We start from the raw sequence: 24,520 nt of genomic DNA, 5'->3' as shown, positions 1-24,520 counted from the left end.
TCTCGATTAGTGGCGAAACGAAGCGGCGCGGTCCGGTGACCGCGGTCGCAGTCGGATCACTCGAGCAGCCAACTCAGCAACGCCTTCTGAGCGTGGAGCCGGTTCTCCGCCTGATCGAAGACGACCGAGCGGTCGCTCTCGATGACGTCGTCGGTGATCTCCTCGCCGCGGTGGGCGGGCAGACAGTGCATCACCGAGGCGTCGGCGGTGTGCTCGAGGAGGTCCGCGCTGATCTGGAATCCCTCGAAGTCGTTCATCCGGACGTCGCGTTCGTCCTCTTGACCCATGCTGATCCAGACGTCCGTATAGATGATGTCGGCGTCCGTGGCGGCCTCAACGGGGTCGTGGGTCGTCGTCGGATCGCCGCCGAGGTCGCGGGCGCGCTCGAGCACTGCGTCGTCGATACCGTACCCCTCGGGCGTCGCGACCGTCAGATCGATATCGGTCAGCGCGGCGCCGATCGCGAACGACTGGGCGACGTTGTTGCCGTCGCCGATCCAGGCCGCGGAGACGTCCTCGAAGCCGCCCTCCTGCTCGCGGATGGTCAGCAGATCGGCGAGCGTCTGGCAGGGGTGGGCGTCGTCGGTGAGGCCGTTGACGACCGGCACGGAGGAGTACTCCGCTAACACCTCCATGTTTCCGTGTTTGAACACCCGGGCCATCACCGCATCGACGTACCGAGAGAGCGTCCGCGAGGTGTCCTTCAGCGGCTCGCCTCGTCCCAGCTGGATGTCGTCCTCGCCGAGGAAGACTGCGTGGCCGCCCAGCTGGGTCATTCCCGTCTCGAAGGAGACGCGAGTACGGGTGCTCGGCTTCTGGAAGATCATGCCTAGCGTCTGGCCATCGAGGTCCTCGTGGTCCTCGCCGGCGTGCTGGGCGCGTTTGTACGCTTCCGCGCGCTCGAGGATGGTCTCGAGTTCGGTCGGCGAGACGTCGTCGACGTCGAGGAAGTGACGGGGTTCGTCGGTCATCACTCCTCACCTCCGGCGAGCGTCGTCGCGACGCGCTCTAAGATCTTCACCGACTGGTCGTACTCCGACAGCGAGAGTCGCTCGTCGGGTGCGTGGTCGAGATCCGAATTCCCGGGGCCGTAGGTAACCATCGGGCAGTCCCACGCGCCGGCGTAGAGGTTCATGTCACTGGTGCCGGTCTTGCGAAGGAGTCGGGGATCGGCCCCTTCCTTCCGGATCGCCGCGCGGAACGCGCGGGCGGCCTCGGTCCGCGGGCTCTCCATCACCGGCGGGATCGGCTCGGCCCAGGAGACGGTACCGATCTCGAGTTCGGCCTCGGCGGTCTCGCGGACCGATTCGGCGTCCAGCGACGGTGGAATTCGCAATTGGACGTCGAGGGTCGCTTCGACGGAGAGGCCGTCGTCGCTGATGCCGCCGTCCATGTCGACGGGCTTTGCGGTCACGCGCTCGAAGACGGCCTGGTACTCGTCGTTCTCGAAGGCGCCCTCGACGCTGGTCCACCACTCGGTCGCGTGCTGGATGGCGTTGGGTTCGGGGCGCGAGGTGTGGCCGGACTCGCTGGTGGCGACGTAGGTGCCCGCGAGAAAGCCGCGGTAGCCCAGCGTGATTCCCGTCGCGCCGCTGGGTTCGCCGTTGACGACCGCGTCGGGCTTCTCGCGCTCGGCGACGAGGTGGCGGGCGCCGCGGGAGTTCGTCTCCTCGCCGACGACGCCGACGAAGGAGACGCCGGTGCGGACGGCAGCGACGGCCATCGCGGCCAGCGGGCCCGTGGCGTCGACGCTGCCGCGGCCCCAGAGCACGTCCTCGCCGGTTTCCGACGCGACCTCCGCCTCGACGTCGTCCTCGTCGGCCGTCCGCACTTCGACCGGAATCTCGCCGGGGACGGTATCGACGTGGGACGTGAGCAGGACCGAGTCGTCCGCGGGCGCGCGGACGTTGCCGACCTCGTCGATCCAGGTCTCTCGGTCGTGGAGTTCGAAGAAGGCCACCAGCCGCTCGGCGGCCTTCCGTTCCTCGCCGGTCGGCGACGGGATCGAAACGAGGTCGGTCAGTAGCTGCCGCGCTTCGTCGAGCGACACGTTGGCCGGTTCGGTCACGCTCGCGCTCATGATTCTGCCTCGGCTTCGGGTGCGATGACTGCGGTCAGCGCGTCCACGAGCCGGTCTGCCTCCGCCTTGTCGATCACGAGCGGCGGCAGCAGGCGCAGGACGGTCCGTCCCGCGGGAAGCGCCAGTACTTGGTGGTTCATCGCCAAGTCGCGGGCGGCGCGGTTCGCGCCGCGTTTCAATTCGAGGCCGATGAGTAGGCCCTCGCCGCGGACCTCGCGGACCGAATCGCCCAGCGCGGACTCGAGTTCGGTCGTGAGGTAGTCACCCATCTCGGCGGCGTGGGCGGGGTACTCCTCCTCGACCAGCGTCGAGACGGTCGCGTGGACCGCCGCGGCGACGACGGGGCCGCCGCTGAACGTAGCGTTGTGCGAGGCCGCGCCGTCGGCGATCCAGTCTCGCACCGCGACCGCGCCGACGGGCAGGCCGTTGCCCAGGCCCTTCGCCGTCGTGAGGATATCGGGCGTGACGCCAGCGTTCTGGCAGGCCCACATCGATCCCGTCCGGCCCATGCCGGTCTGGACCTCGTCCAAGACGAGCGCCGCACCGGCCTCGTCGGTGAGTTCGCGAGCCGTCTCGAGGTAGCCCGTCGGCGGGACGTTGATGCCACCTTCGCCCTGAATCGGCTCGAGGATCACGGCCGCGGTCTCGTCGTCGACGGCGTCAGCGAGCTCCTCGCCGTCGCCGTAGGGGACGAACTCCATGTCGCCGGCCAGCGGCTCGTAGGGCTTCTTGTACTTGTCCTTCCAGGTGGCCGCGAGCGCGCCCATCGTCCGGCCGTGGAACGAGCGGGTCGCCGCGACGATCTTCGACTCGCCGGTCGCCGACCGGGCGAACTTCAGGGCGGCCTCGTTGGCCTCGGTCCCGGAGTTACAGAACCAGGCGCCCTCGAGTCCGTCCGGCGTCGACGCGACGAACGAGGCGTAGGCGTTCTCACGGGCCTCGACGGGGTACGAGGAGTCGACGAACGTCAGGTCGCCGACCTGCTCCTGGACAGCCTCGACGACCGCGGGATGAGAGTGGCCCAGCGGCGTACACGCGAAACTCGCGCCGGCGTCGATGTACTCCGTGCCGTCGGCGGTGTAGAGGAACGCCCCCTCGCCGCGCTCGATGCCGATCGGCTTGCTTCCGGAGACGAAGTCAAGGTCGCTCATTCTGCGGCCTCCTGTGCGGTTTCGTCCGCTTCGTCGGCGAGCACGCCGGGCTCGAGCGTCGTGCCCTCGCCCTCGAGCGCGCTCGTGATCGGTGCGTCGGCGTTGGCGGTCGCGACGGTGACGCTCGCGGCGCCGCCCTCGAGAGCTTCTTCAGCGGCCATGACCTTCTTCGTCATGAAGCCTTCAGCGGCCTCTTTGACGGCCTCGAACTCGTCGGGCGTCGACGCGGAGTCGATCTTCGTCGACTCGTCGTCGGGATCCTCGTAGATCCCCGAGACGTCGGTCAGCACGACGAGGTCGGCCTCGAGCGCGCCCGCGATCGCTGCGGCCGCGCGGTCGGCGTCGGCGTTGACTGCCGTGTAACCGCCGGACTTCTCCTTGCCCAGCATGGGGACGGAGACGACGGGCGTGTAGCCGCCCGCGAGAGTCGTCTCGAGCAGGTCGGCGTTGACCGACTCGATCTTGCCGGAGTGATCGCCGCGCTTGATCTTCTTCTTGCCGTCCTCCTTGACGCGGACGGCGGACTTGCGCTTGCCGCAGAGCAGCTTGCCGTCCGTGCCCGAGAGACCGACGGCGTCGACGCCCTCGTTGTGCAAGCTCTCGACCAGATCGGTGTTGAGCTTGCCGGGCATGACCATCTTGAAGACGTCCATCGTCTCCTCGTCGGTAAAGCGCCCGACGACGCCGCCGGGAGTCTCGACGTAGGTGGGCTCCTTGCCGAGGTCCTCGAGGGTCTCGTCGACGGCAGTCGAACCGCCGTGCGTGAGGACGACGTCCTCGCCGTCCTCGACGAGGCTCGCCACGTCGGCGAGCGCCCCTTCGGGGTCGACAGCGCGTGCGCCGCCGATCTTGACGACGACAGTCATTACGGCGCCCCCACGGGGTGCATCCCCGTAAACTCGAGTCCGGCCGTCTCCTCGAGACCGAGCGCGATGTTGGCCGCGTGGACCGCCTGTCCCGCGGATCCCTTCATCATGTTGTCGATCGCCGAGAAGACGACGATGCGCTTGTTCGAGGGGTCGAGTTCGAAGCCGACCTCGGCGAGATTCGTTCCGGCGACCGATTTGGGCTCCGGATACCGATACACGCCGGAGCCGCCGGCGGCCATCCGGACGAACGGCTCGTCCTCGTAACACGCGCGGTAGGCCTGCCAGAGGTCGCCCTTCGAGACGGGTCCCGAGGGGAAGACGTGGTTGGTCGCGCTGGCTCCGCGGATCATGTCCACGGCGTGGCAGGTAAAGGAGACGCTCGTGTCGAGGAACTGCTCGATCTCGGCCTCGTGGCGGTGGCCCGTCGGCGCGTAGGGACGGACGACACCCGAGCGCTCGGGATGCGAGGATGCCTCGCCGCCGCCGGCGCCCCCTTCCGAGGAGCCGACTTTGACGTCGACGACGATCTGCTCGCCGCCCTCGAGGATGTCGTGCTCGAAGAGCGGATACAGTCCTAGAATGGTGGCAGTGGCGTTACAGCCGCCGCCGGCGATCAGGCCCGCGCCCTTGAGGTTCTCGCGGTTGATCTCCGGGAGCGCGTACTCGGCCTTCTCTAAGTATTCGGGTGCCTCGTGGCCGTCGTACCACTCGTCGTACTGTTCCTCGCTCTCGAGGCGGAAGTCCGCCGAGAGGTCGACGACGGTGTCGGCGATCTCGAAGAACTCGTCGATCTGACCCATGGAGACGCCGTGGGGCGTCGCCGCGAACAGGACGTCGACGCTCTCGAGATCGTCGGGTTCGGTGAAACGTAGGTCCGTCCCGCGAAGCGGCGGGTGGACGGAGCCGACGCTCTTGCCGGCCTTCGAGCGGCTGGTGACCTCCGTGAGTTCGAAGTTCGGGTGGCCCGCGAGCAGGCGAAGCAGTTCGCCGCCCGTGAAGCCGGAGCCGCCGATGACCGTCGCGGTGACGGTCTCAGCGTTCGCGTCGGCGCCGGCCTCGGTGCCGACCGCCATCAGGCGCTCACCTCGAGTTCGTCCTCGGTCTCAGTTTCCGCCTTCTCCTCGAGCCAGTCGACGACGGTGCCGGCGACGTCGGTCTCGACGGCGCCGTCGAGGGCCTTGAACTCGACCGTGTGGTTGACCTCGTGGACGGTGTAGCCGTCCTCGGTCTCCATCAGGTCGATGCCCAGCAGGCCGCCGCCGACGGCGTCGCTGGCCTTCCGGACGAGTTCTTTCGCCTCCTCGTCGGGCTCGAAGACGTCCGTTTCGGCGCCCTTCGCGGCGTTGGTGATCCAGTGGTCGGAGGATCGGACCATGCCGGCGATGGGTTCGCCGTCGGTCGCGAGCACGCGGATGTCCCGTCCGGGTTTCTCGACGAACTCCTGGACGTAGAACACCTTGTGCTCGTAGTGGCCCAGCGTCGCCTTGTGCTCTAAGATCGCTTCCGCGGCGTCCTTCGAGTCGATCTTGGCCATCAGGCGTCCCCACGAGCCCACGACGGGTTTGAGGACGCAGGGGTAACCGAACTCCTCGATAGCCTCCATCGCGGTCTCCTTGGTGAACGCGACCTTCGTCGCGGGCGTGGGCACGCCCGCCTTCTCGAGCGCGAGGCTGTTTTTCACCTTATCGGCGCAGATGTCCGCGGTCTCGTGGCTGTTAATCACGGGGATACCGTACGCCTCGAAGAACTGCGTGGCGTACAGGCTCCGGCTCGTGGCGAGACAGCGGTCGACGACGATGTCGAGGTCCGCGAACTCCTCGGGCGCCTCGCTGATGTCGAAGGTCTGCTTGCGGACGTCGATCTTCTCGATTTCGTGGTCACGTTCGCGAAGCTCGTTCAGGAGGAGCTTCTCGTCCTTGCGGATCCGGGAATAGAGTATTCCTACTTGCAAGGTCACTCACCCCAGTCCTCTTCGAGCTCCGGGGCTCGCTCGAGGACTGGCGGCTCGGTGTCGACGACTTCCAGCTCTGCTCCGCACGTGGTACAGTCAACGATCTCTCCAACCTCCAGATCGTCGTGCAGGGACACCTCAGCCCCACACTCGACGCATTCGGTCATTGTACCTGCAACTGGGGGCCGGTATCCCTTAAAGCCTTCGAAATTAACAGCAAAATTACATTAACTGCACTGTCCGCTAACGGGCCGCTGACGCCAGCACACCGCAATTTTAATTTGACATATCATCTGGTAGGTTATTTGTCCCCTCGCGGGGACGGCGGCGGAAGCGGTGCTCCCGCTCGCCCGAAGGTTCGTCCCTCACCTACGGACGGCGGCAGTCGCGGCGGTCGCGGACGGCGCGGAGCGACGGCGGGAACGGCCTCAGACATAGCCGTTCACCTCCTCGCGGAGTGTCTCGTGGGCCGCCTCGAGCGCCGCGTCCAGTTCCTCGAGGGCTGCGCGGTTGTCCGACTGCGACTCGCGAGCGAGTTCGAGTTGGTCGGCGACCGCCTCGGGGGCGGGGCCGCCCTGCGAGTCGCGGCTCGCGACGCTCGCGGCGGGATCGAGGGCCTCCTCGACGGCGTCGGGGTCGACCAGCGACTCGAGGGGTTCGCCCAGGACCTCCCGGGCGGCGGCCTCGAGGGCGTCGTAATCGGCCCCGTTGTCGCGCGGCTTCGCCGCGTGACTGTCCGCGGAACTGCGTTCCGCGCTATTCTCCGCCGCGTGGGCCACCATCTCGTGGGCCGTCCGGAACGGGAGGCCGTTCGCGGCCAGGAGGTCGGCGACGCCGGTCGCCGTCGAGAACCCCTCGCCGGCCTCGGCGGCCAGCGTCTCCTCGTTCCAGTCGGCGGTCGCGACCGCGCCGGCGGCGACCTCGCTGGCCTCCGTCACGGCGTCGACGGTCTCCCAGGCGTAGGTCGTCGCCCGCTGGAGGTCGCGGTTGTACGCGCGCGGCAGTCCCTTGAGCGTCGTCGTCAGCCCCTGCACCCCGCCGGCCGCGTCGCCCGCGACCGCGCGGATGAGTTCCAGCGTGTCGGGATTCTTCTTCTGGGGCATGATCGACGACGTCGAGGAGTAGTCGTCCGAGAGGTCGACGAAGCCGCGGTTCGCGAAGATGACGATGTCTTCGGCGAGCCCCGACAGCGTCGTCGCGTGCGTCGACAGCGCCTGCGTCACCTCGAGCAGGAAGTCCCGGCTCGAGGAGGCGTCCATCGAGTTCTCTACCACGCCGTCGAAACCGAGCAGTTCCGCGGTGCGCTCGCGGTCGATATCGAACGTCGTTCCCGCGAACGCGGCGCCGCCCAGCGGCGACTCGTTGATCCGATCGTAGGCCTCGAGGAGCCGCGCCGTGTCGCGACCCACCGCGCCCTCGTAGGCCAGCGCCCAGTGGGCAACGGTGGTCGGCTGGGCGGGTTGGAGGTGGGTGTAGCCGGGCATGATCGTCTCCGCGTAGGCCTCGGCGACCGCGACCAGCGACTCGCGCAGCGCCAGCGTCGTCTCGACGGCCTCGAGGACGTCCTCGCGCAGGCGATACCGGATGCAGGCCGCGACCTCGTCGTTTCGCGAGCGCGCGGTGTGCATCTTGCCGCCCTCGGCGCCGATGCGCTCGATGACGGCCGTTTCGATGGCCTCGTGGACGTCCTCGCCGTCGGGCAGGGAGCCGTGGCCGTCGACCTCGATGGCGTCCAGCGCGGTCAGAATCTGCCCGGCCACGTCGTCCTCGACGATCCCCTGTTCGGCGAGCATCACCGTGTGCGCGCGGTCGACCTCGAGGTCGGCCTCGAAGATCCGTTCGTCGGCTGCGAGCGAGGAGAGGAAGCTCCGGGCGGGGCCGCCGCTGAAGCGATCTCGTCGGACGACGCCCTCGTCGTCGCGGCTGGATCCTCCGTCGGCCGCAAACTCGCCGTCGCGAGCGCTCTCCTCAGGCATCGTTATTCCTCGTCCTCGTCACTGCCGCTGCCGTCGGTTGCGAGTTCCGGCTTCTCGACGTCCTCGGCGTTGGCCGCGATCGCCTCGTTGGCGAGGCGGCGCTGGAAGCCGTGGTACTTCGCGACGCCGGTGGCGTCCTCCTGCTTGATCTTGCCGACGGTCTCGGTGTCGAAGGAAGCGTGCTCGGCGGAGTAGGCCGCGAACTTGCTGTCGCGTGCGACCGCGCGGGCCTGGCCGCCCTCGAAGCGGATCGTGACGGTTCCGGTGACGCGCTTCTGGGACTCCGCGATGAAGCCTTCAAGCGCGTCTACGAGCGGCGCGTCGATCAGGCCCTCGTAGCCCTTCTGGGCCCACTGCTGGTCGATCTGCTGCTTGAACTGGCGCTCCTCCTGGGTGAGCACGAGTCCTTCCAGCGCCTCGTGGGCGTTGAGCAGCGTCGTCGCCGCCGGGTGCTCGTAGTTCTCGCGAACCTTCAGGCCGAGCATGCGGTCTTCCATCGTGTCTGTGCGGCCGACGCCGTAGGCCCCGGCCACGCCGTTTAAGTGCTCGATGAGGTCGACGGGATCGTACTCGACGCCGTCGACGGCGACGGGGTAGCCCTCCTCGAACTCGATCTCGATCTCCTGGGTCTCGCCCGTCGGCGCCTGGGTCCAGGCGTAGATGTCCTCCGGCGGGACGTAGTTGGGATCCTCGAGCTCGTCACCCTCGACGGAGCGGCTCCAGAGGTTGGTGTCGATCGACCAGTCGCCGCCGCTGCCGCCCTCGACGGGCAGGTCCTTCTCCGCGGCGTACTCCTGTTCCCACTCGCGGGTCAGGCCGAGCTCGCGCACGGGGGCGATGACCTCGAGGTCGGAGTCGCGCCAGACCGCTTCGAAGCGGAGCTGGTCGTTACCCTTGCCGGTACAGCCGTGGGCGATGCCGGTACAGTCTTGTTCTTCGGCGACCTCGAGGATCGCTTCGGCGATCACCGGGCGAGCCAGGGCCGTCCCCAGCGGGTAGCCCTGGTAGGTCGCGTTCGCGCGAACGCCCTCGAGACAGAGGTCGGCGAACTCTTCTTTCGCGTCGACGACGTAGTGCTCTAAGCCGAGCGCGTCGGCGGTTTCTTCGGCTTCCTCGAACTCGGAAGCCGGCTGGCCGACGTCAACCGTGACGCCGATAACGTCGTCGTATCCGTACTCTTCCTCGAGCAACGGGACACAGACAGTCGTGTCCAGGCCGCCCGAGAACGCAAGTGCCACGCGGGTCATGTCGTATGCGAGGAAAGCGGAAGGAGGGACTTAAGCTCATTGGTTTAAGTCGTGTAAATTAGCGGTAGAGCGGCTGCTAGCCGAAAATTCTGCATTTTCTGGATCGTTGGAACGAACCGGTTCGAGGGGAGGTAGGTAGTAATCGGGCTCAACGGCCCGGCCGTCGTCGTCGCGGTCGCCGCGGAGAAACAGCCCCGTCGGTACCGGGTGCGGCGGTCGTGGCGCCGACGGTATGACTCATTGGTGGTGCTATGAGCAGCATCGGTATTAAATCCTGCTACCTCGCAAATATCGCGGGTATCAGGCCGCGAGGCGGCTGTGCGGTGGTGCCACATCACATAGGGGAGAATAGTGCGAACGCGTTGGGACCGGCGCCGGTGGCTACTCTTCGTCTTCCCCGTCGGGCAACGCCAGAACGTTCTCCCGACCGATCCGGAAGACTTCGATCTCCCCGTCCTCGCGCAATCCGCTGACGACCTGACTCGTCTTCGCCTCGGTCCAGTCCAGTTCCGAGACGACTTCCTGCTGTTTGATCCGGCCGCCCCGCTCCTCGAGCAACTGCAGGACCCGTTCCTCGTTGCTGAGCAGTTCTGGGGGCGGTGTCTCCGCCTCGGGTACGGCTGCGTTCTCGTTCGTCGTCGACCCGCCATTCGTCGCGCTAGCGGTCCGGTCACCGGTTTGATCGCCCCTGAGCCACCAGCCGGCCGCGCCGACGGTCGCGAGCAGGGCGAGGGCGCCGAGCACGAGCAACCACGGCGCCGGCCCGTCGGTTCCGGGATCGGTTTCGGACGCCGGGTCGGTCTCGTTGCTCTCCTCGATCATCACGATGGTCGGCGGCGTCGACGAGAACGGATCGCCGGAGTCGCCCCATCGAACCGACTCCCGTTCGCTGTCCTCGGTGCCGCCGGTTACCGATCCGTCGCTCCCTTCGGGTTCGGGGCTCACCTCGTCGATGGTATACCCTTCGGGCGCGTACACCTGCAACCAGGTTCCGCTGGGCAGGGAGAGGTCGGCGAGCGCCGAACCCGCCTCGATTTGAGTCAGTTGCGGGTAGGCAAACGAGTCCCACTCGAAGGTCACCACGACGTGGCCCATCTCCCGCGGTACGGAACTGTTGTCCGTCGAGACGGTGACGTTCTCGATCGCCATGTCCCGGTCGGTCGCGTTCTCCCCTTCGCGAAGGATCTCGTTCCATCGAGCTTCCTGGCTGTCGGCGTACACCTCCTGATTCGACTGGACGTCGCTACTGAGTTCTCCCCACTCCCCGTCGCTCTGGTTCTCGAACCGGTAGTCGACGACGAACGTCGCCGACCCGTTTTCGTGAACGAAGACGTCGATGTGTATCTCGTCGGCCGCGTCGAGGCGGTCGCTCGCGCTGGCCTCGTCCTGCAGGGCTGCCCCCTGTGCTCCAGCGTCGGCGGCCGCACCGATCGGAACCGCAACGGTCGCCACGAGCATGCACCCGATTCCCACGAGCACCCAGAACAGGGCCCAGCGCCCCTGCTCTCTCAGGTCCATTGTAGATACATCCCATAGCCGCCCAGATAGGTCTTTCCGAGCGAGCAACGGTGAATTTTTCACACAGTCAGTCGATCGTGACTGTATGCACGACTCGCGCGGCGAACTCGAGGTCGAGACCCTCCTAAAGATCGTCCTCGCACTACTCGCCGTCTTTCTGGCGTTTCAGATCCTGCAGATGGCTATCGGCAGTATCGCGAGCCTGCTCGGCCCGTTCTTCGTCCTCGTCCAGTTGGGCGTCGCCGTCGTCATCGTCCTCTGGCTCCTCGAGCGAATCTGAACGGGCCCGGCGACCATCACACTGATACGCGAACGCGCCCTACCTCGACCGAAGTGTACAGCGTCAACGTTCCGGTTCCCGGACGCGTCCGCCGGCTCGCCGACGAGCTCTACCCCGAACTCGTCGGCTTCGACAGCGTCCGCGAGGACCACTCGTGTCTGCTCAAACGCCTCGGCGAGGCCGACCACGTCGCCCAGTTGCAACACCGCGCCCACCGCGCGCTCGAGGGCGCGCCCGCCGTCGAGGCTCAGATTACGGGCATCGACTACTTCGAGGACCCGCCGCTCGGGACCGCCCCCGTCGTCTACCTCGCCGTCGAGAGCCCCGGCCTCGAGTCGATCCACGCCGATCTGACCGACGCCTTCGAGACCGTCGAGGGGCTCGAGGGCGGCGATTACGTCCCCCACGTCACGCTGGCCCGCGGCGGCGACCTCGAGGCCGCAAAGCGCGTGGCCGACCGCGAGATCGAGCCGATTCAGTGGACGGTCAGCGAACTCGAGTTCTGGGACGGCACCTACAAGCTTCCAGTGAGCCGCGTCTCGCTGCCCGCGTAAACGGTTCGAATCGAACGGTGAGTCGCCCGGTAGCTATTACTCGACACTCTCAGAACCTCCGGTCATGCACCGCCGCGCGTTACTCGCGAGTTCGACGACGATACTGGTTGCGGGCTGTAGTGAGGTAACGAGTCTGATGAGTGAGGGGTACGTCGACCAGACGGTACGGGACGAACAGACGGCAGGGTTCGACGCCGAAGCCGGCGAAGAACTGACCGTCACGGTCGAGAATATCGACGTCGCCGAAGCCGACAACGAGTCGACCGTTCAGCCGGACGCGATCAGCTTTCGGCTCGACCACGCCGAGGAGGGCCCGGTCATGACGGAGTCGATCTCGGAACCGACCGCGTTCGACGTGACGATCGAAACCGGCGGCGCGCACATCGTCATCGTCACGAACGGCGCCGCCGACGTCACGGTCGAACCGAGCGAGTAACGGGCGATTATCGTCAGATCAGGAAATCCAGGTTATCTGTCACTCTAACCCGACTATCTGGTCTACGGTGGCGCGCGCTGACGACGTGCCTGAGCACTGCGAAGGTACGTCATCGACAGTGTGCGAGGGATGAGTGAAGCGCGAGCGAGCGTTAGCGCGGAACCTTCGTTCCGCGAACCATGCGAACGGGTGCGAAGCACCCGTGAGCAGAAATCGGCTGGGGAGGACGTGGCAGTTCCCTGTTGCCACGATAGCAGAACTCCCGGCTTCGACAACTCATCTCTTCAACCCCCCACACAATACGCCCCTCTACTGCGTAACTCGATGAGTATCGTCTAGGGCGCCGGCGTCTCGCCGTCGTAAGCGTCGTGGTCGCCGTAGAAGTTCAGCATCGAAAACTTCAGCTTCTCGGGGTCAATGTCGATCAGTTCCTCGCGCTCCTCGTGGGGGAAGGTGCCGTTGACGCTGTACCGACCCAGGTCCGACTTCGCCGACCGCGAGTAGCGCCGATCGAGCAGGGCCCGGACGCCGACGTCCTCCGGCGAGCGGATGACCCGACCGAGCGCCTGTCTGGTCTTGCGAACCGTCGGGATCTCGACGGCGTAGCGCCAGCCCGTCTCGGTCCCGTCGAACGCCGCGTCGTAGGCCTCCTGAACCGCCTCGGCGCGGTCGTCGAGGTGGGGGTACGGAACGCCGACGACCAGCACCGTGTGGGCGTCGTCGCCGTCGAAACTGACGCCCTCCGCCAGCGTTCCCCACAACGAGGTACAGAGCACGGCGCCGTCCTCCGCGACGAACTGCTGGCGTAACTCCTCGACGGCGGTTCCGGGCTCGTCCAGATAGACCGTCTTTTCGGTTCGCCCCTTGAGTCGCTCGGCGTAGCGACTCGCCTCGCTGTAATTGGGGAAGAAGGCGAGCGTGTTCCCCGGCGTCATCCGGACGGCGTCGTGGATCGTGTCGGTCACCGCCGTCTGGACCGCGGGATCGTCCCGGTCCGACGAGAACAGCGGCGGCGTCTCGACGGCGTAGGTGCGCCGATGCTCCTCGGGGAACTGGAGCCCGTAGGCCATGGTGACGGGGTCCTCGAGGCCGAGCACGTCCTCGGTGACGTCGAAGGGCTGCAGCGTCGCGCTCATCAGGATCGTCCCGTACACCTCCTCGAACAGTTGGCCCGTAACTTGGCGGGGGAGACAGGTATACAGTTCCGCGCGGCCGTAGATCTCGTCGGTACCTGCGTCTCGAGTGACGGAGACGACGGGGTAGAGCCCCTCCTTGCTCCCCTCGTTCATCCAGGCGCTGACGAACGCAGCGGCCTGCAGGGTCTGACACTCGGTCCGCGTGGCGGTCTCGCCTTCCCGGTAGGCCTCCTCGTACTGCTCGTCTAACTCCTGGCCGAGCTTCATCGCGGCCTCCAAGTCGTCCTCGATCCCTTGGCCTGAGTAGCGTTGGAGGAACTCGAGCGTGAGGTCGTCCTTCCGGTCCTCGTTGGCGATGGGGACGTCCTCCCAGTTCTCATCGAGCCGCTCGCGCTCGCCGAAGCCGAAGGAGTCCTCGTAGGTCTCGACGAGCGCGCGATGAAAGGCCGAGAGGACGTTGGCGGCGTCCTCAGAGCGCGGGTCGTCGGCGTCAGCCAACTCGTCGAGCGCGGAGTCGAAGGTCCGCTCGGAGCAGGTCCGGGTGGCGTGTTCGCGGGCCGCGTCCTCGACGTTGTGGGCCTCGTCGAAGACGGCGATGACGTCCTCCGGATCCCGGCCGAGCCACCGGAAGAACTGCTCGCGGATCATCGAGTCCAGCAGGTGGTGGTAGTTACAGACGACCAGGTCGACGCCCTCGATCCCCTCCTTCAGCAGTTCGTAGCCGCAAAAGCCCTCCCGCTCGGCGTACTCGTAGATCTCCTCCGGCGTCCGGACGTCCTCGAAGAGCCACGCGAAGAAGTCGTCCGTATCCCGGGTGAGATTATTCCGGTAGTAGTCGCAGACGTTCTGCTCTGCTAAGTCCTCGAGTCGCTCCTCGATGTCCTCGAGTTCGTCCATCACCGCCGAGCGGGCGTCGGCTGCGCCGCCGTCGCCGTCCTGGCTCTCCTCCAGTAGTTCGCGCTGGCGGCGCTCGAGCTGTCGCTTGTCGCGTTCGGCGTCGACGACGGCGCGGGTGTTGTCCCGCAGGGCCTGGCACTCTTCGTAGCCGACGTCGATGTGACACATGGAGGATTTCCCCTTGAAGACGATCGCCCGAATGTCCTCCTCGCGGGTGATCGCGCGGGCTTCGGCGACGAACTGGCGCATCTGCTGGTGGACGTTGGTCGTGATGACGACCGTCTTGTCCTGCTCGCGGGCCACCTCGAGGGCAGGGACCAGCGACGAGAGGGTCTTCCCGGTCCCACAGGCTCCCTCGAAGAGGACGTCCTGGCCGCGGGTCAGCGAATTGTGGATGCGGTCCATCGCCTCGCGCTGGTTCTCGTACGGCTGGTCGTACGGGAAAAAGCGCATGTACCCGGTTGTCTCGGACACGCTAGACGATCAGTTCCCGATCCGATAAAAGCGTTCGTCTCGATTCGCCGCCCGACTCCGCGTCGGCGCCCGTTATGTCATCGGAGCAACTATATGGGGCCGTCGGAACCGGTCGAACGCGCGACTATGAGCGAGCTCTCACGCACGCTCGAGGAATACGAGTCCGACGCTGACGCCTACGTTCGGAAGTACTGCGCCGAGTCCGTCGCCGCCCTGTACGGCGACCTCTTTTTCGACGTCCTCGCCGGCGATCGACTGCTGGACGTCGGTTGCGGTCCCGGGTCGGACGTCTCGACGTTCGACGCCGCCGGCTACGACGCGGTCGGACTCGACCTGACGGCTTCGTTCCTGCGAGCGGCCCGCGACCGCAACCCGACCGCGCCGTTCGTCCGGGGCGACATGCGCGACCTGCCGTTCGAGGACGGCGCCTTCGACGGCGTCTGGAGTTCCGCGTCCTTTCTGCACGTGCCCAGATCCGACGCGACCGTGACGTTGCGGGAGTTCCGTCGCGTGCTCCGTCCCGACAGCGTCGTCTTCTGTCTGGTCAAGCGCACCCCGACGACGCCCGACGAGTCACGCGACAGGCACTTCGAGTACTATCGTCCGGACGAGATCCGCGCGCTCCTCGAGAGGGCGGCGTTCGAGCCGGTGCGCGTCGAGACCGAGGAAAACTGGATCCGGACACTGGCGCGCGTCGGAACGACCGAAGCCACCCGAGTGGCCGGCGATCCGGAGCGATCACCGTGACCCGACGGCGCCCTGCGGTCTCCGCCGGCCGGCTATCGCGGGGTACAGCGACAAACGTCTCGAGTCCATCGCCTCGAACATGGCCATCCCGGGGTACGATTCGAGCAACGTCGCGGAGTACACACTCGAGCAGGTCGGCGCCCGCGTCGCCGTCGTCGCGGGCGTCGTCCCCGACGCGTTCGGACTCGAGAAGAGCGGGGACGAGGGCCCGGTCGACGCCCTCAGCGATCCCGTCGAACTGCAGGCCGTCGACGACCTGAAAGCCGTCGAGGCCGTCGAGATCACGCTCGTTTACGATCCGTCGCGGCTCCCGCCGGGCGCAAGTCCGACGGACGTCGCGGTCGCCGTCGACACTGACGAAGGGTGGGAACCGCTCGAGTCGACGGTCGACCTCGAGGAGACGACGGTAACGGCGCTACTCAACGATCTCCCGCCGGGGTCGACGGTCGTCGCGGGCTACGACGACCGAGACGACGAGTCCGAGGGGATAGACGCGTAACGTGACCGACGCTTAGGTTTCCGGCTCGATGTAGACCTTCTGCACTTGGTCGTCGTGATCCATCAGCGCGCGTTCCAGCGCCGTAATGCGCTCGTCGATTTCGTCGGCGTCGAGGTCCGGATCGAACGCGACGTCGGCCGTGAGCAGCAGTTCCTCGGCCCCGAAGTAGACGGTTCGGAGGTCGACGAGTTCGGTGACGCCGTCCCAGTCGGCGACGATTCGTCTGAGTTCGTCCTCGTCCGCTTTCGGCAGGCTCTCGCCGAGGATGAGTCGCTTGTTCTCCCAGGCGAGCGCGACGGCGAAGCCCATGAGCATAATCCCGATAATGAGGGCGGCGCCGGCGTCGTACATCGGGTTTCCGGTGGTCCGAGTGAGGTATATCCCGAAGAGGGCGATTCCCGCACCCGAGAGGGCGATGGAGTCTTCGGTGAGCGCGGTCAGGGTCGTCACGTCGCTGGTCTTCCGAAACGCCTCGCGGAGGCTCGTCCACCCGTGCTCGTCCATCTGGCGGCTAATTCCCTGGTAGGCCTTCCAGAGCGCGTAGGACTCGAACGCGATCGCTCCGAGCAACACCGCGTAGTTGACGAAGATCGGATCGAACGACCGCCCCAGCAGCATGACGTCTCCGCTGGCGCGGTGGACGCCGCCGTGGGTCAGCGCGTTGTAGCCGTGGCGGGCGCTTTCCCAGCCGGCGATGCCGAACAGCATGACGCTGACGAGGAGGCTGTAGAAGAACTGCGCCTTCCCGTGGCCGAAGGGGTGGCTCCGGTTTGCCTCCTGTGCGCCGTACTTGATGCCGATCAGTAGGAAGATCTGGTTGCCGGTGTCCGAGATCGAGTGGTACGTCTCCGACAGCATCGCGGGACTCCCGGTCAACGTGAAGCCGGCGAACTTTAGGATCGCGATCGCGCCGTTCGCGAACAGTGCGGCGAGGACGACGGAGGTGCTACTGGCCATCGTCGTCCCCTTCGAGCGGATTCGTTAAAAGTGTCGACCGCGCGACGACAGTGTTCGACTTCGAAAGGAACCTGTCGGCGCCGCCCGAAGGGCGACCATGATCGCGATTTTCTCGGACACGCACAGCGGCGACGGCCACGAACTCGAGGGCGAGGCCCTGACCGCGGTCCGCGAAGCCGACACCGTAATCCACGCCGGCGACTTCACGAGCGAGGCGGCCCTCGAGGCCGTTCAGTCGGAGTGCGACCTGCTCTACGCCGTCCACGGCAATGCCGACAGCGCGGCCGTACGGGAGCGCCTGCCGACGGCCCGCACGGTCGAGGCTGGCGGGGTCCGCTTCGCCGTCACCCATCGCCGCGACGGCGGCGAGACGGGACTGGCGATGTTCGGCCGCTCGCGGGACGCCGACGTCGTCGTCTTCGGCCACAGCCACCGGCCGACTGTCGTCGAAACCGAGGAGACCCTCCTGTTGAACCCCGGCAGTCACGCCGATCCGCGCGGAAACCGACCCGGGTTCGCCGTCCTCGAGGAGCGAGCGGACGGAGACGGTCTCGAGGGTGAGATCCGAGAACCGGACGGAACACTCGTCGAGTCGTTCGAACTCGCGGTGTCGGCCTCGAGCGACGGCGAAGACACAGCGCGTTGATCGCCGGGTGACGGCGCGTCCCGATAGTGGACGATTCCGGCTACTGTTCGTCGACCTCGTCAGCATCGTCGGTCTCGCCGCCGAGCCATCGTTTCAGTAGGTAGCTGACGCCGAAGCTCGAGGTGTCGCCGTCGAATGTGGATGAGCCGATAGTCAGAGACGGACGCGGACGAACCGCCGGAAGCGACGTCGCAGGCGGCGGGCTGACGACCCACTCTCGTCTCGCTCGAGACGGTGATCACAGTCCCAGCGGATGCGTTCACTGCCAGCGGCTCCGAAACGCGAGCCCGCGGGACGCCAAGGGCAATAGCTTTCGACCCCCTGAGACAATAGACGCGTATGTCCGAACTACGCGGTGCTGCCGAGACGGCCGTCCGGCAGTGTCTCGCCCTCGAGAGCGAGGAATCGTGTGCGATCGTCACCGACGACAAGCGCGAACCGATCGGGGAGGCCCTCTACGAGGTCGCCAGCGAGATCACCGACGACGCGGTCATCGTCCGCTACCCGCCCGGTGAGACTCACGGGAGCGAACCGCCCGAACCCGTCGCCGCGGCGATGGCCGGGGCGGACGTCGTCCTCGCGCCGACGACGAAGAGTCTGAGCCACACGCGGGCCCGAACCGAAGCCAACGAGGCCGGCGCCCGCGTCGCGACGCTACCGGGGATCACCGAGGAGGTCTTCACGACGGGGCTGGACGCCGACTACGAGTCGATCGCCGCCCGCTGCGAGGACGTCAGAGCGCAGGTGGCCGACGCCGACGAGATTCGCGTGACGACCCCCGCCGGCACCGACATCGCGTTCGGGATCGGCGACCGCGAGTGGCTCTCGGACACCGGGATCGTCCACGAAGCCGGTCAGATGTCGAATCTGCCCGCCGGCGAGGTGTTCGTCAGCCCCGAAACCGCCGACGGGACGTTCGTCGTCGACGGGACGATGCGGCCCCACGGCCTGCTCGAGGACGGTCAGGAACTCACCTTCGAGGTCGAGAACGGCCTGGTCACGCACATCTCCGACGACGAGATCCGCAAGACTGTCGAGGGTGCCGCCGAGGAGGTCGGCGACGCCGCCTACAACCTCGCGGAACTGGGGATTGGCACGAACGTCGCGGTCACCGACCTCGTCGGCTCCGTCCTGTTGGATGAAAAAGCCGGCGGCACCATTCATATCGCGATCGGCGACAACGCGGGGATCGGCGGCGAGACGGAGGCACCGATCCACCTGGACGGAATCCTGCGGGAACCGACAGTGTACGCCGACGGCGAGTCGATCGACCTTCCGACCGCGACCGACGCCTGATCGCGGCGCGACTCGAGCGAGCCGAGTCTTCTATACTACCCCCGAAATACCGCCATACTACCGGTAAAATATTCCGAATACATGTGTGTACCTAGTGGTTTCAAGTGAGGCCGGGAATAGTTCGGACCGATGGGTAACACTCGGGAGTACGATATTCAGGGGATCGAGCTCGTCGACGACCGGTATACGGTCGAACAGGGGTTCGTTCGGAACAAGTACAAGGCGCTCGACGCTGGCGGCAACACCGTCCTCAAGGGGAAACAGAAGATGTTCAAGATGAAAGACGAGTTCCCCTTCACCGATGGCGAGGGCAACGAGGTGTTCACCGTGAAAGCCGGGGGGATCATCGACGTCGCGGGTAACTACGTGCTCTCGGACGCCCAGACCGGCGAGAACCTCGTCGTGCTGGACAACGACTACTCGCTGCTACAGGATACGTGGACGATCCGTGACGCGACCACCGAGGAGAAACTGGCCGAGATCAATTCGCGCGGTGCGATAGTGATGCTTGCCCGGAACATCGTTCCGTTCGGCGAACTGATCCCGCACAAGTACGAGATCACCGACGCGTCGGGCGCTCACGTCGGCTCGATCAGCGGCCGACTCTTCTCGCTGCGCGATCGCTACGATATCACCATCGACGACGCCAGTTCCGTCCCGAAAGAACCCATCGTCGCCGCGGCGATGGTCATCGACGCGATTCAGGGGAACTAGCTCGTTTCGGGACAGGAAGCGGGCCGAACCGAGCTCGCGGTCGTCTCGATCGACTTCCGTTCTCGGCGGGACGACGGCTTCAATCGCTTTTTAGGTACGTAGCGTTTAGGACGGTTATGAGCGAAATCCCGGATCGGGTTCCGACGCCCTGTCCTTCGTGCTCGCCGGACCTCGAGACGGTCCACGAGGTACTCACGGAAGGCGCCGGCACCCTCACGGTTCGTTGTAGCGAGTGCAGTCACGTCCACAAGATCCAGCCCGAGCGCGAGCGAGAGGTCACCCTCGACGTGGTCGTCTCCCAGGGCGGCGAGTCCTTCACCGCAAACGTGACGACGCCCGAAAACGAGACCGTCGAGATCGGCGACGAGTTCATCCTCGAGACCGAGGAAGTGCTCTCGACGGTTCGGGTCACGAGCGTCGAACTCGACGGCCAGAAGCGCCGCGAGGAAGCATCCGTCGAGGATATTGAAACCGTCTGGACCCGTGAGGTCGACAACGTCGCAGTCAATGTCACGGTCCACCCTCAGGACGGCTCGCGCGACGACAGCCGCAGTATCACGGTCCACGTGCCCGGCGACTACGAATTCGAGGTCGGCGAGGTCGAACAGTTCGGCGACGACGAGTTCGAGATCGACGCGTTCGTCGTCCGCAGCGACGCCGCGGACTACGACCGTGATCGCTACGAGATGGAGGGCGACTCCATCCTCGCGAAGGACGCAAAGCGCATCTACGCCTACGACCAGCAGACCAGCGCCTGGTCGGCCTGGTAGGTAGAGGTAGCCGATCGATCGGACGCCGTTCGTCCGACAAGCGACGCTCGCTCGGAGGTGCCGGCACTCGCTAACCACGGCCTATTGCTTGCGAAACGGTACGTCGGACCATGTTCCGCAACTTCGGTTCCGACGCCGAGTCCGACTCCGACGACTACGAAACCGCATGCGAGCGCATGGTCCGGACCGTCGCGTCTCGCGTCGACGACGACCGCGTTCTCGAGGCCATGGAATCGGTCCCCCGACACACCTTCGTCCCGCCGGACCGACGGGATCGGGCTTATGTGGACCGGCCCCTCCCGATCAGAGACGGCCAGACGATCAGCGCGCCCCACATGGTCGCCGTGATGGCCGATCTGCTCGGCTTAGATCCCGGCGACGAGGTCCTCGAGATCGGCACCGGTTGCGGCTACCACGCCGCGGTCACGGCCGAGCTTGTCGGCGACGAGTCGGTCGCGACCGTCGAGTACAGCGCCGAACTCGCCGACCGAGCCCGCGAGCAACTCGCGGAACTCGGGTACGACGGGGTCGACGTTCGGACGGGCGACGGTCGCGAGGGCTGGCCCGAGCACGCGCCCTACGACGCCGCGTACTTCACGTGTGCGGCCGCGACGTTCCCAGATCCCGTTGTCGATCAGGCGCGCCCCGGCGGTACGCTCCTCGCGCCGATCGGGTCCGGGTTCCAGACCCTCGTCGAGGCGACGAAGCGGGAGGACGGGGGCCTCGAGCGCACCGAGCACGGCGGGGTCAGATTCGTAGAAATGCGCGGCCGGTAACGGCAGGTTGACCGCCGGGTGGCGCAAGCGCGCCATTGATAACGACCCGAGCGATACCTCGAGTATGGACCCTGCGGTACTGCGCGAGGATATGGTCGACGGCCTCGAGTCCGCGGCCAAGGACGTCCTCCACGACGAGGTCGTCGCCGTCGCGATGCGGGACGTTCCCCGCCACGAATTCCTTGAGGACGACCGGTCGGCCTACGCCGATCGAGAACACGAGGTGTTGGGGACGCGCGTCCTCGCTCCGAGCACGGCCGCCCGATTGCTGCAAGCGCTGGCCCTCGAGGACGACCACGAGGTGCTGATCGTCGGCGCCGGGGTCGGGTACACGGCCGCCGTCGTGGCCGAAGCCGTCGGCGAGACCAACGTCCACGCGGTCGATATCTCTCGACCGCTGGTCGTCGAAGCCCGCCAGAATCTCGCTCGGACGGGCTACGAGGGCGTCCTCGTCGACCGCCGCGACGGCGCCGACGGCCTCCCGGAGTACGCGCCGTTCGATCGCGTGCTCCTCGAAGCCGCCGCCGTCGAACCGCCGCGAGCCCTGCTCGAGCAACTGACCGACGACGGCCGACTGGTGTTCCCGCGGGGAACCCAGCGGCAGCGACTCGAGGCGGTCTCCGCCGATGGCGGCCGCTCGCAGTTCGACCCCGTCTCGTTTGCGCCGCTGTTGGTCGAGGGCGAACAGTCGGGTGCCGTCGAACGAAACCGGACGGCCCGCGAAGATCGGGAACACGCTGTGCGCCGCGCCGAATCCCGGCGCGGCTGGGAACAGGACTGGATCGAGTGGGAGGAATCGATCGGCTCGCAGTGAAGTCGCCGGTCCGACCGAACAGCCGCCGCTTCCGACGCCGTTCCAGGGGAAAAGTGGGGGGGGGATGGGGGATTGGGGGTGGCGATAGAGTATCGCAGATCGCCATCAATTCGTACGCGCCGCGGGGGATTAAATATACTTACTATGTAATTAGAACCATAATGGTGGTTTCATCTAATTACTTAAATTCCGGAGGCGGGTCGCCGAGATGCATCCGTCGGAGCGGTGCTCGAGTCCGACGCGATCGATGACTACCGAGGCGCGTAGCGATTGATTTCTCTCGCTCACGGCGGCCGGCGTCCGCCTCGCGTCGAGAACTATCCGCGCTCGACTGGACTCAATTCGAACGCGGGGCTCACGAGAACAGTCAATCGATGCGTACAACGGCGACTGATCGACGATGTCGCTGGTCGAGCGCCGACAGCGAACTGCGCTGATGGCTCTCGGATGGTAGGTCAGGGGGGAAAGTGGGGGTGGGGGGATTGGGGGTGGCGATAGACTATCGCAGATCGCCATTTACCCGTATGTACCGGGAGGTGGTAAGTATGGCTTCTAATCTATTAGAGTCCTCCAGAATAGGGTACTAATTAGTTAGACTGGCCGTCGAACACTAGCGTGACGAGCTTTCGTTCGGCCGCTCGCAGGTGGTAATGGTACGTTGGCGGCGTGACGTCGAGCGCGTCGGCGAGATCCTCGCCGGTGCTCTCTCGCGGCCACTCGAAGAACCCGCTGTAGTGGGCCGCCTGTAACGCCTCGAACTGCTTGTCGGTGAGCCGCTCCTCAAGGTGCGTGTCGAGCTGTCGGGCGGACCGCGTGCTCGTCGTCTCGCGTCGCGCCTCGAGTTCCGTCTCGGGATATCCCTCCCTGATCGCTTCGACCAGCGATCGGGTTTCGACCCGCTGGGGGACCTCGAGGACGAGCGTCGTCGACCCGTTCTGTGCGGTCGCGGTCCGCAACTGGACGTCGAAGGTCCGTAGGATCTCCAAGATCGGCGACGAGGTGACCGTCACCTCGAAGAGGATCTCGTCGTCGCCTTCCGAGACGATCGAGATCGTCTCGAGCGACGCCCATTCCTCGAGCGGCGTGATATCGGCGGTCTCAGGCGTGCTGACAAACATGACGACGTCGTCGTCTCGCTCGATAATCCCCTCGATGGTCACCGCCCCCTCGACGTGCTCGGTGAATCGGTTCAAGAGCAGTCGCGAATCGTAAACGGCGAGTTCGAGTTCGAGTCGGCTGTCCGTCAGCATGGCTCGCGTCCGCTCGACCGATCGAATCGCGTGGCCGATCGTCTCGCCGAGTTCGCCGAGCACCTCCAGTTCGCTGTCGCCGACCGAGTCGACCCCTGCCACGTGGACGAGCAAGACGCCGTACTGGCGTTCGGTATCGGTCAGCGGGACCGCCAGTATCGTCTGATAGCCGTAGGTCAACGCCTCCTTTCGGCGCCGATCCCAGCCGTCGGTCTCGAGGACATTTCGGACGATCTGCACGCGGCCGGTTTCGAGGGTCTCCGCGACCAGCGAGTGCTCCGGCGCGCGCTCGCCGTCGTCGCGAATTCGGTCGATAAAGGCCGCGTCGATGCCGGCCCAGGCCGTCGGCTCGGACGGCTCGTCGTCGCTCGAGGCGATCCAGGCAAAGCAGTATCGTTCGGTGTCGGCCAACCGCTCGCACACCGTCGTCTCGATTTCGGTTCGCGTCGAGGCCTGCGCCACGCCGTGATTGATCTCGCGAACGATCTCGTTGGTGTGGTTGAGCCGCGTCAGCTCCTCGTTTTGCTGAGTGAGCGTCCGATCGTGGTCCCGGAGCAGTTGCTCGCGTTCGGCCCGATCGAGCGCCGCCTCGGTGTTGGCGGCCAGAATGTGCAGCAGTTCCGTCATCGTCTCGTCGAAACCGTCGACGTCCTCGGTTCCCGCGACCAACACGCCGTGGGTCCCGAGCGGGACGATCAGCTCGCTCCGGCTCAGCGTCTTGGTGTCAGCGTCCCGTGTCACGTCCTCGTAGTAGGCGCTCTCTCCCTCCGAGAACACCTCCCAGACATGGCCCTCACCCTGCTCGAACTGCATCTCTGGATCGACGAGTTCCCGCGACTCTCGCATCGACGCCGCGTGCGCTAAGATCCCGTCCGTCGGCTCGAACGTGTACGCCGCGGCGACGGGCACGTCGAGGATCTCACCCGCCGTATCGACCGCCGACTGGTAGATCTCCCGTTTCGTGCCCGCACGCATCAGATCCCGTGTCGTCTCGTGTAACGTCGTTAGCGTCCGCTCGTACCGTCGCTCGCTCTCCCGCAGTTCCGTCTCGGTCCGATACTGGGAGACCGCGTTCGTGATCTGGTTCGCCAACAGCGCGTACTGCTCCTTACCGGACTCCTTCTGGAGGTACTGGGTCACGCCGGCCGCGATCGCCTCGCTGGCGATCTCCTCGGAGCCCCGCCCCGTAAACAGAATGAACGGCAGATCCGGATCGTCTTCGCGAACTCGCTCCAACAGCTCCAACCCCGTCATCCGGGGCATCTCGTAATCGCTGACGATGCAATCGATCTCTCGCTGCTCGAGGATCTCCAGCGCCGCCGTCGCGTTCGTCGCCGCTTCGGCGACGATCGCATCGCGTTCGCGCTCGAGCATCTCGCCGGCCAGATCGGCGAACCCCGGTTCGTTGTCGACGATGAGAACGGTGATCGGTTTCGTCATTGGTTACCAGTAGCGCAAGTCGCTGCAGTCCACTGAGGGATG

At 66.2% G+C, this 24,520-nt stretch carries 24 protein-coding genes; 11 read left to right on the top strand and 13 right to left on the bottom strand.

Annotation, left to right across the window (positions count from 1 at the left end):
- Positions 1-56: 56 nt before the first annotated feature.
- The 10 genes from argF to EH209_RS15310 all read right to left on the bottom strand — a co-directional run bounded on the left by argF (position 57) and on the right by EH209_RS15310 (position 10,792).
- Positions 57-971, bottom strand: a complete 915-nt coding sequence (gene argF, locus EH209_RS15355) for an ornithine carbamoyltransferase (RefSeq protein ID WP_126663755.1) — start codon at positions 969-971, stop codon at positions 57-59.
- A complete protein-coding gene (locus EH209_RS15350; RefSeq protein WP_211338371.1) occupies positions 971-2,080 on the bottom strand; it encodes a [LysW]-lysine hydrolase in 1,110 nt (369 codons plus the stop codon). The genes argF and EH209_RS15350 overlap by 1 nt, the downstream gene beginning before the upstream one ends.
- Positions 2,077-3,231 carry an aspartate aminotransferase family protein gene (locus tag EH209_RS15345; protein WP_126663754.1) on the bottom strand — a complete coding sequence of 385 codons (1,155 nt, stop codon included), beginning with the start codon at positions 3,229-3,231 and terminating at the stop codon, positions 2,077-2,079. Before EH209_RS15345 ends, EH209_RS15350 begins: the two co-directional genes overlap by 4 nt.
- Positions 3,228-4,097, bottom strand: a complete 870-nt coding sequence (locus tag EH209_RS15340) for an acetylglutamate/acetylaminoadipate kinase (protein ID WP_126663753.1) — start codon at positions 4,095-4,097, stop codon at positions 3,228-3,230. Before EH209_RS15340 ends, EH209_RS15345 begins: the two co-directional genes overlap by 4 nt.
- A complete protein-coding gene (gene argC / locus EH209_RS15335) occupies positions 4,097-5,173 on the bottom strand; it encodes an N-acetyl-gamma-glutamyl-phosphate reductase (RefSeq protein WP_126663752.1) in 1,077 nt (358 codons plus the stop codon). Before argC ends, EH209_RS15340 begins: the two co-directional genes overlap by 1 nt.
- A complete protein-coding gene (gene lysX, locus EH209_RS15330) occupies positions 5,173-6,057 on the bottom strand; it encodes a lysine biosynthesis protein LysX (protein WP_126663751.1) in 885 nt (294 codons plus the stop codon). Before lysX ends, argC begins: the two co-directional genes overlap by 1 nt.
- On the bottom strand, positions 6,054-6,218 hold the full coding sequence (lysW, locus tag EH209_RS15325) for a lysine biosynthesis protein LysW (RefSeq protein WP_005554620.1): 165 nt from the start codon (positions 6,216-6,218) through the stop codon (positions 6,054-6,056). Before lysW ends, lysX begins: the two co-directional genes overlap by 4 nt.
- A 261-nt stretch (positions 6,219-6,479) precedes the next feature.
- Positions 6,480-8,027, bottom strand: a complete 1,548-nt coding sequence (gene argH, locus EH209_RS15320) for an argininosuccinate lyase (protein ID WP_126663750.1) — start codon at positions 8,025-8,027, stop codon at positions 6,480-6,482.
- A 2-nt stretch (positions 8,028-8,029) separates the two neighbouring features.
- Entirely contained in the window at positions 8,030-9,274 is a 1,245-nt protein-coding gene (locus tag EH209_RS15315; RefSeq protein WP_126663749.1) for an argininosuccinate synthase, read from the bottom strand.
- A 381-nt stretch (positions 9,275-9,655) separates the two neighbouring features.
- Positions 9,656-10,792, bottom strand: a complete 1,137-nt coding sequence (locus EH209_RS15310) for a helix-turn-helix transcriptional regulator (protein WP_126663748.1) — start codon at positions 10,790-10,792, stop codon at positions 9,656-9,658.
- Between the two features lie 85 nt (positions 10,793-10,877).
- Here EH209_RS15310 and EH209_RS15305 point away from each other — a divergent pair, with 85 nt between their 5' ends.
- From EH209_RS15305 to EH209_RS15295, 3 genes are all read left to right on the top strand, one after another.
- Entirely contained in the window at positions 10,878-11,072 is a 195-nt protein-coding gene (locus EH209_RS15305; RefSeq protein ID WP_126663747.1) for a DUF7554 family protein, read from the top strand.
- Between the two features lie 53 nt (positions 11,073-11,125).
- Positions 11,126-11,626 (top strand): 2'-5' RNA ligase family protein, encoded by a 501-nt coding sequence (locus tag EH209_RS15300; protein WP_126663746.1) that lies wholly within the window; start codon positions 11,126-11,128, stop codon positions 11,624-11,626.
- Positions 11,627-11,690: 64 nt separating this feature from the next.
- Positions 11,691-12,062 carry a hypothetical protein gene (locus EH209_RS15295; protein WP_126663745.1) on the top strand — a complete coding sequence of 124 codons (372 nt, stop codon included), beginning with the start codon at positions 11,691-11,693 and terminating at the stop codon, positions 12,060-12,062.
- Positions 12,063-12,397: 335 nt separating this feature from the next.
- On the opposite strand, the gene EH209_RS15290 is transcribed toward EH209_RS15295, so the two are convergent.
- Positions 12,398-14,569 (bottom strand): ATP-dependent DNA helicase, encoded by a 2,172-nt coding sequence (locus EH209_RS15290; RefSeq protein ID WP_164722060.1) that lies wholly within the window; start codon positions 14,567-14,569, stop codon positions 12,398-12,400.
- A gap of 126 nt (positions 14,570-14,695) precedes the next feature.
- On the opposite strand from EH209_RS15290, the gene EH209_RS15285 reads away from it, so the two are divergent.
- Both EH209_RS15285 and EH209_RS15280 read left to right on the top strand, forming a co-directional pair.
- The gene (locus EH209_RS15285) at positions 14,696-15,316 is read left to right on the top strand and encodes a class I SAM-dependent methyltransferase (RefSeq protein WP_126663744.1); all 621 of its coding nucleotides are present in this window, start codon (positions 14,696-14,698) and stop codon (positions 15,314-15,316) included.
- Positions 15,317-15,395: 79 nt separating this feature from the next.
- Positions 15,396-15,815, top strand: coding sequence for a hypothetical protein (locus EH209_RS15280; RefSeq protein WP_126663743.1), 420 nt, complete (start codon positions 15,396-15,398; stop codon positions 15,813-15,815).
- 12 nt (positions 15,816-15,827) lie between these two features.
- On the opposite strand, the gene EH209_RS15275 is transcribed toward EH209_RS15280, so the two are convergent.
- Positions 15,828-16,772: a cation diffusion facilitator family transporter gene (locus EH209_RS15275; RefSeq protein ID WP_126663742.1), complete on the bottom strand. Its 945-nt coding sequence runs from the start codon at positions 16,770-16,772 to the stop codon at positions 15,828-15,830.
- Positions 16,773-16,869: 97 nt separating this feature from the next.
- On the opposite strand from EH209_RS15275, the gene EH209_RS15270 reads away from it, so the two are divergent.
- From EH209_RS15270 to EH209_RS15245, 6 genes are all read left to right on the top strand, one after another.
- On the top strand, positions 16,870-17,418 hold the full coding sequence (locus EH209_RS15270; protein ID WP_126663741.1) for a metallophosphoesterase: 549 nt from the start codon (positions 16,870-16,872) through the stop codon (positions 17,416-17,418).
- A 339-nt stretch (positions 17,419-17,757) separates the two neighbouring features.
- On the top strand, positions 17,758-18,714 hold the full coding sequence (locus EH209_RS15265; protein WP_126663740.1) for an aminopeptidase: 957 nt from the start codon (positions 17,758-17,760) through the stop codon (positions 18,712-18,714).
- 129 nt (positions 18,715-18,843) lie between these two features.
- Positions 18,844-19,428 (top strand): LURP-one-related/scramblase family protein, encoded by a 585-nt coding sequence (locus EH209_RS15260; RefSeq protein ID WP_126663739.1) that lies wholly within the window; start codon positions 18,844-18,846, stop codon positions 19,426-19,428.
- Between the two features lie 116 nt (positions 19,429-19,544).
- On the top strand, positions 19,545-20,198 hold the full coding sequence (locus EH209_RS15255; RefSeq protein ID WP_126663738.1) for an HVO_0476 family zinc finger protein: 654 nt from the start codon (positions 19,545-19,547) through the stop codon (positions 20,196-20,198).
- Between the two features lie 110 nt (positions 20,199-20,308).
- Positions 20,309-20,974, top strand: a complete 666-nt coding sequence (locus EH209_RS15250; RefSeq protein WP_126663737.1) for a protein-L-isoaspartate(D-aspartate) O-methyltransferase — start codon at positions 20,309-20,311, stop codon at positions 20,972-20,974.
- Between the two features lie 64 nt (positions 20,975-21,038).
- On the top strand, positions 21,039-21,788 hold the full coding sequence (locus EH209_RS15245) for a protein-L-isoaspartate O-methyltransferase family protein (RefSeq protein WP_126663736.1): 750 nt from the start codon (positions 21,039-21,041) through the stop codon (positions 21,786-21,788).
- Between the two features lie 587 nt (positions 21,789-22,375).
- Here the strand turns inward: EH209_RS15245 and EH209_RS15240 are convergent.
- Positions 22,376-24,478 (bottom strand): bacterio-opsin activator domain-containing protein, encoded by a 2,103-nt coding sequence (locus tag EH209_RS15240; RefSeq protein WP_126663735.1) that lies wholly within the window; start codon positions 24,476-24,478, stop codon positions 22,376-22,378.
- Positions 24,479-24,520 lie beyond the last annotated feature (42 nt).

The organism is Haloterrigena salifodinae, from assembly GCF_003977755.1.
Lineage (GTDB): Archaea > Halobacteriota > Halobacteria > Halobacteriales > Natrialbaceae > Haloterrigena > Haloterrigena salifodinae.
Note: the sequence above shows the minus strand (reverse complement) of the source record. Positions and strands in the feature narration are given on the sequence as shown.

What these genes read in the sequence shown, in the direction of transcription:
- lysW (WP_005554620.1), bottom strand. Translation starts at nt 6,218, where the DNA reads ATGACCGAATGCGTCGAGTGTGGGGCTGAGGTGTCCCTGCACGACGAT.
- EH209_RS15295 (WP_126663745.1), top strand. Translation starts at nt 11,691, where the DNA reads ATGCACCGCCGCGCGTTACTCGCGAGTTCGACGACGATACTGGTTGCG.
- EH209_RS15265 (WP_126663740.1), top strand. Translation starts at nt 17,758, where the DNA reads ATGTCCGAACTACGCGGTGCTGCCGAGACGGCCGTCCGGCAGTGTCTC.
- EH209_RS15305 (WP_126663747.1), top strand. Translation starts at nt 10,878, where the DNA reads ATGCACGACTCGCGCGGCGAACTCGAGGTCGAGACCCTCCTAAAGATC.
- EH209_RS15270 (WP_126663741.1), top strand. Translation starts at nt 16,870, where the DNA reads ATGATCGCGATTTTCTCGGACACGCACAGCGGCGACGGCCACGAACTC.
- EH209_RS15345 (WP_126663754.1), bottom strand. Translation starts at nt 3,231, where the DNA reads ATGAGCGACCTTGACTTCGTCTCCGGAAGCAAGCCGATCGGCATCGAG.
- EH209_RS15250 (WP_126663737.1), top strand. Translation starts at nt 20,309, where the DNA reads ATGTTCCGCAACTTCGGTTCCGACGCCGAGTCCGACTCCGACGACTAC.
- EH209_RS15255 (WP_126663738.1), top strand. Translation starts at nt 19,545, where the DNA reads ATGAGCGAAATCCCGGATCGGGTTCCGACGCCCTGTCCTTCGTGCTCG.
- argH (WP_126663750.1), bottom strand. Translation starts at nt 8,027, where the DNA reads ATGCCTGAGGAGAGCGCTCGCGACGGCGAGTTTGCGGCCGACGGAGGA.
- EH209_RS15340 (WP_126663753.1), bottom strand. Translation starts at nt 4,097, where the DNA reads ATGACTGTCGTCGTCAAGATCGGCGGCGCACGCGCTGTCGACCCCGAA.
- EH209_RS15280 (WP_126663743.1), top strand. Translation starts at nt 15,396, where the DNA reads ATGGCCATCCCGGGGTACGATTCGAGCAACGTCGCGGAGTACACACTC.
- EH209_RS15310 (WP_126663748.1), bottom strand. Translation starts at nt 10,792, where the DNA reads ATGGACCTGAGAGAGCAGGGGCGCTGGGCCCTGTTCTGGGTGCTCGTG.
- EH209_RS15285 (WP_126663744.1), top strand. Translation starts at nt 14,696, where the DNA reads ATGAGCGAGCTCTCACGCACGCTCGAGGAATACGAGTCCGACGCTGAC.
- argF (WP_126663755.1), bottom strand. Translation starts at nt 971, where the DNA reads ATGACCGACGAACCCCGTCACTTCCTCGACGTCGACGACGTCTCGCCG.
- EH209_RS15240 (WP_126663735.1), bottom strand. Translation starts at nt 24,478, where the DNA reads ATGACGAAACCGATCACCGTTCTCATCGTCGACAACGAACCGGGGTTC.
- EH209_RS15275 (WP_126663742.1), bottom strand. Translation starts at nt 16,772, where the DNA reads ATGGCCAGTAGCACCTCCGTCGTCCTCGCCGCACTGTTCGCGAACGGC.
- argC (WP_126663752.1), bottom strand. Translation starts at nt 5,173, where the DNA reads ATGGCGGTCGGCACCGAGGCCGGCGCCGACGCGAACGCTGAGACCGTC.
- EH209_RS15260 (WP_126663739.1), top strand. Translation starts at nt 18,844, where the DNA reads ATGGGTAACACTCGGGAGTACGATATTCAGGGGATCGAGCTCGTCGAC.
- EH209_RS15315 (WP_126663749.1), bottom strand. Translation starts at nt 9,274, where the DNA reads ATGACCCGCGTGGCACTTGCGTTCTCGGGCGGCCTGGACACGACTGTC.
- EH209_RS15245 (WP_126663736.1), top strand. Translation starts at nt 21,039, where the DNA reads ATGGACCCTGCGGTACTGCGCGAGGATATGGTCGACGGCCTCGAGTCC.
- EH209_RS15350 (WP_211338371.1), bottom strand. Translation starts at nt 2,080, where the DNA reads ATGAGCGCGAGCGTGACCGAACCGGCCAACGTGTCGCTCGACGAAGCG.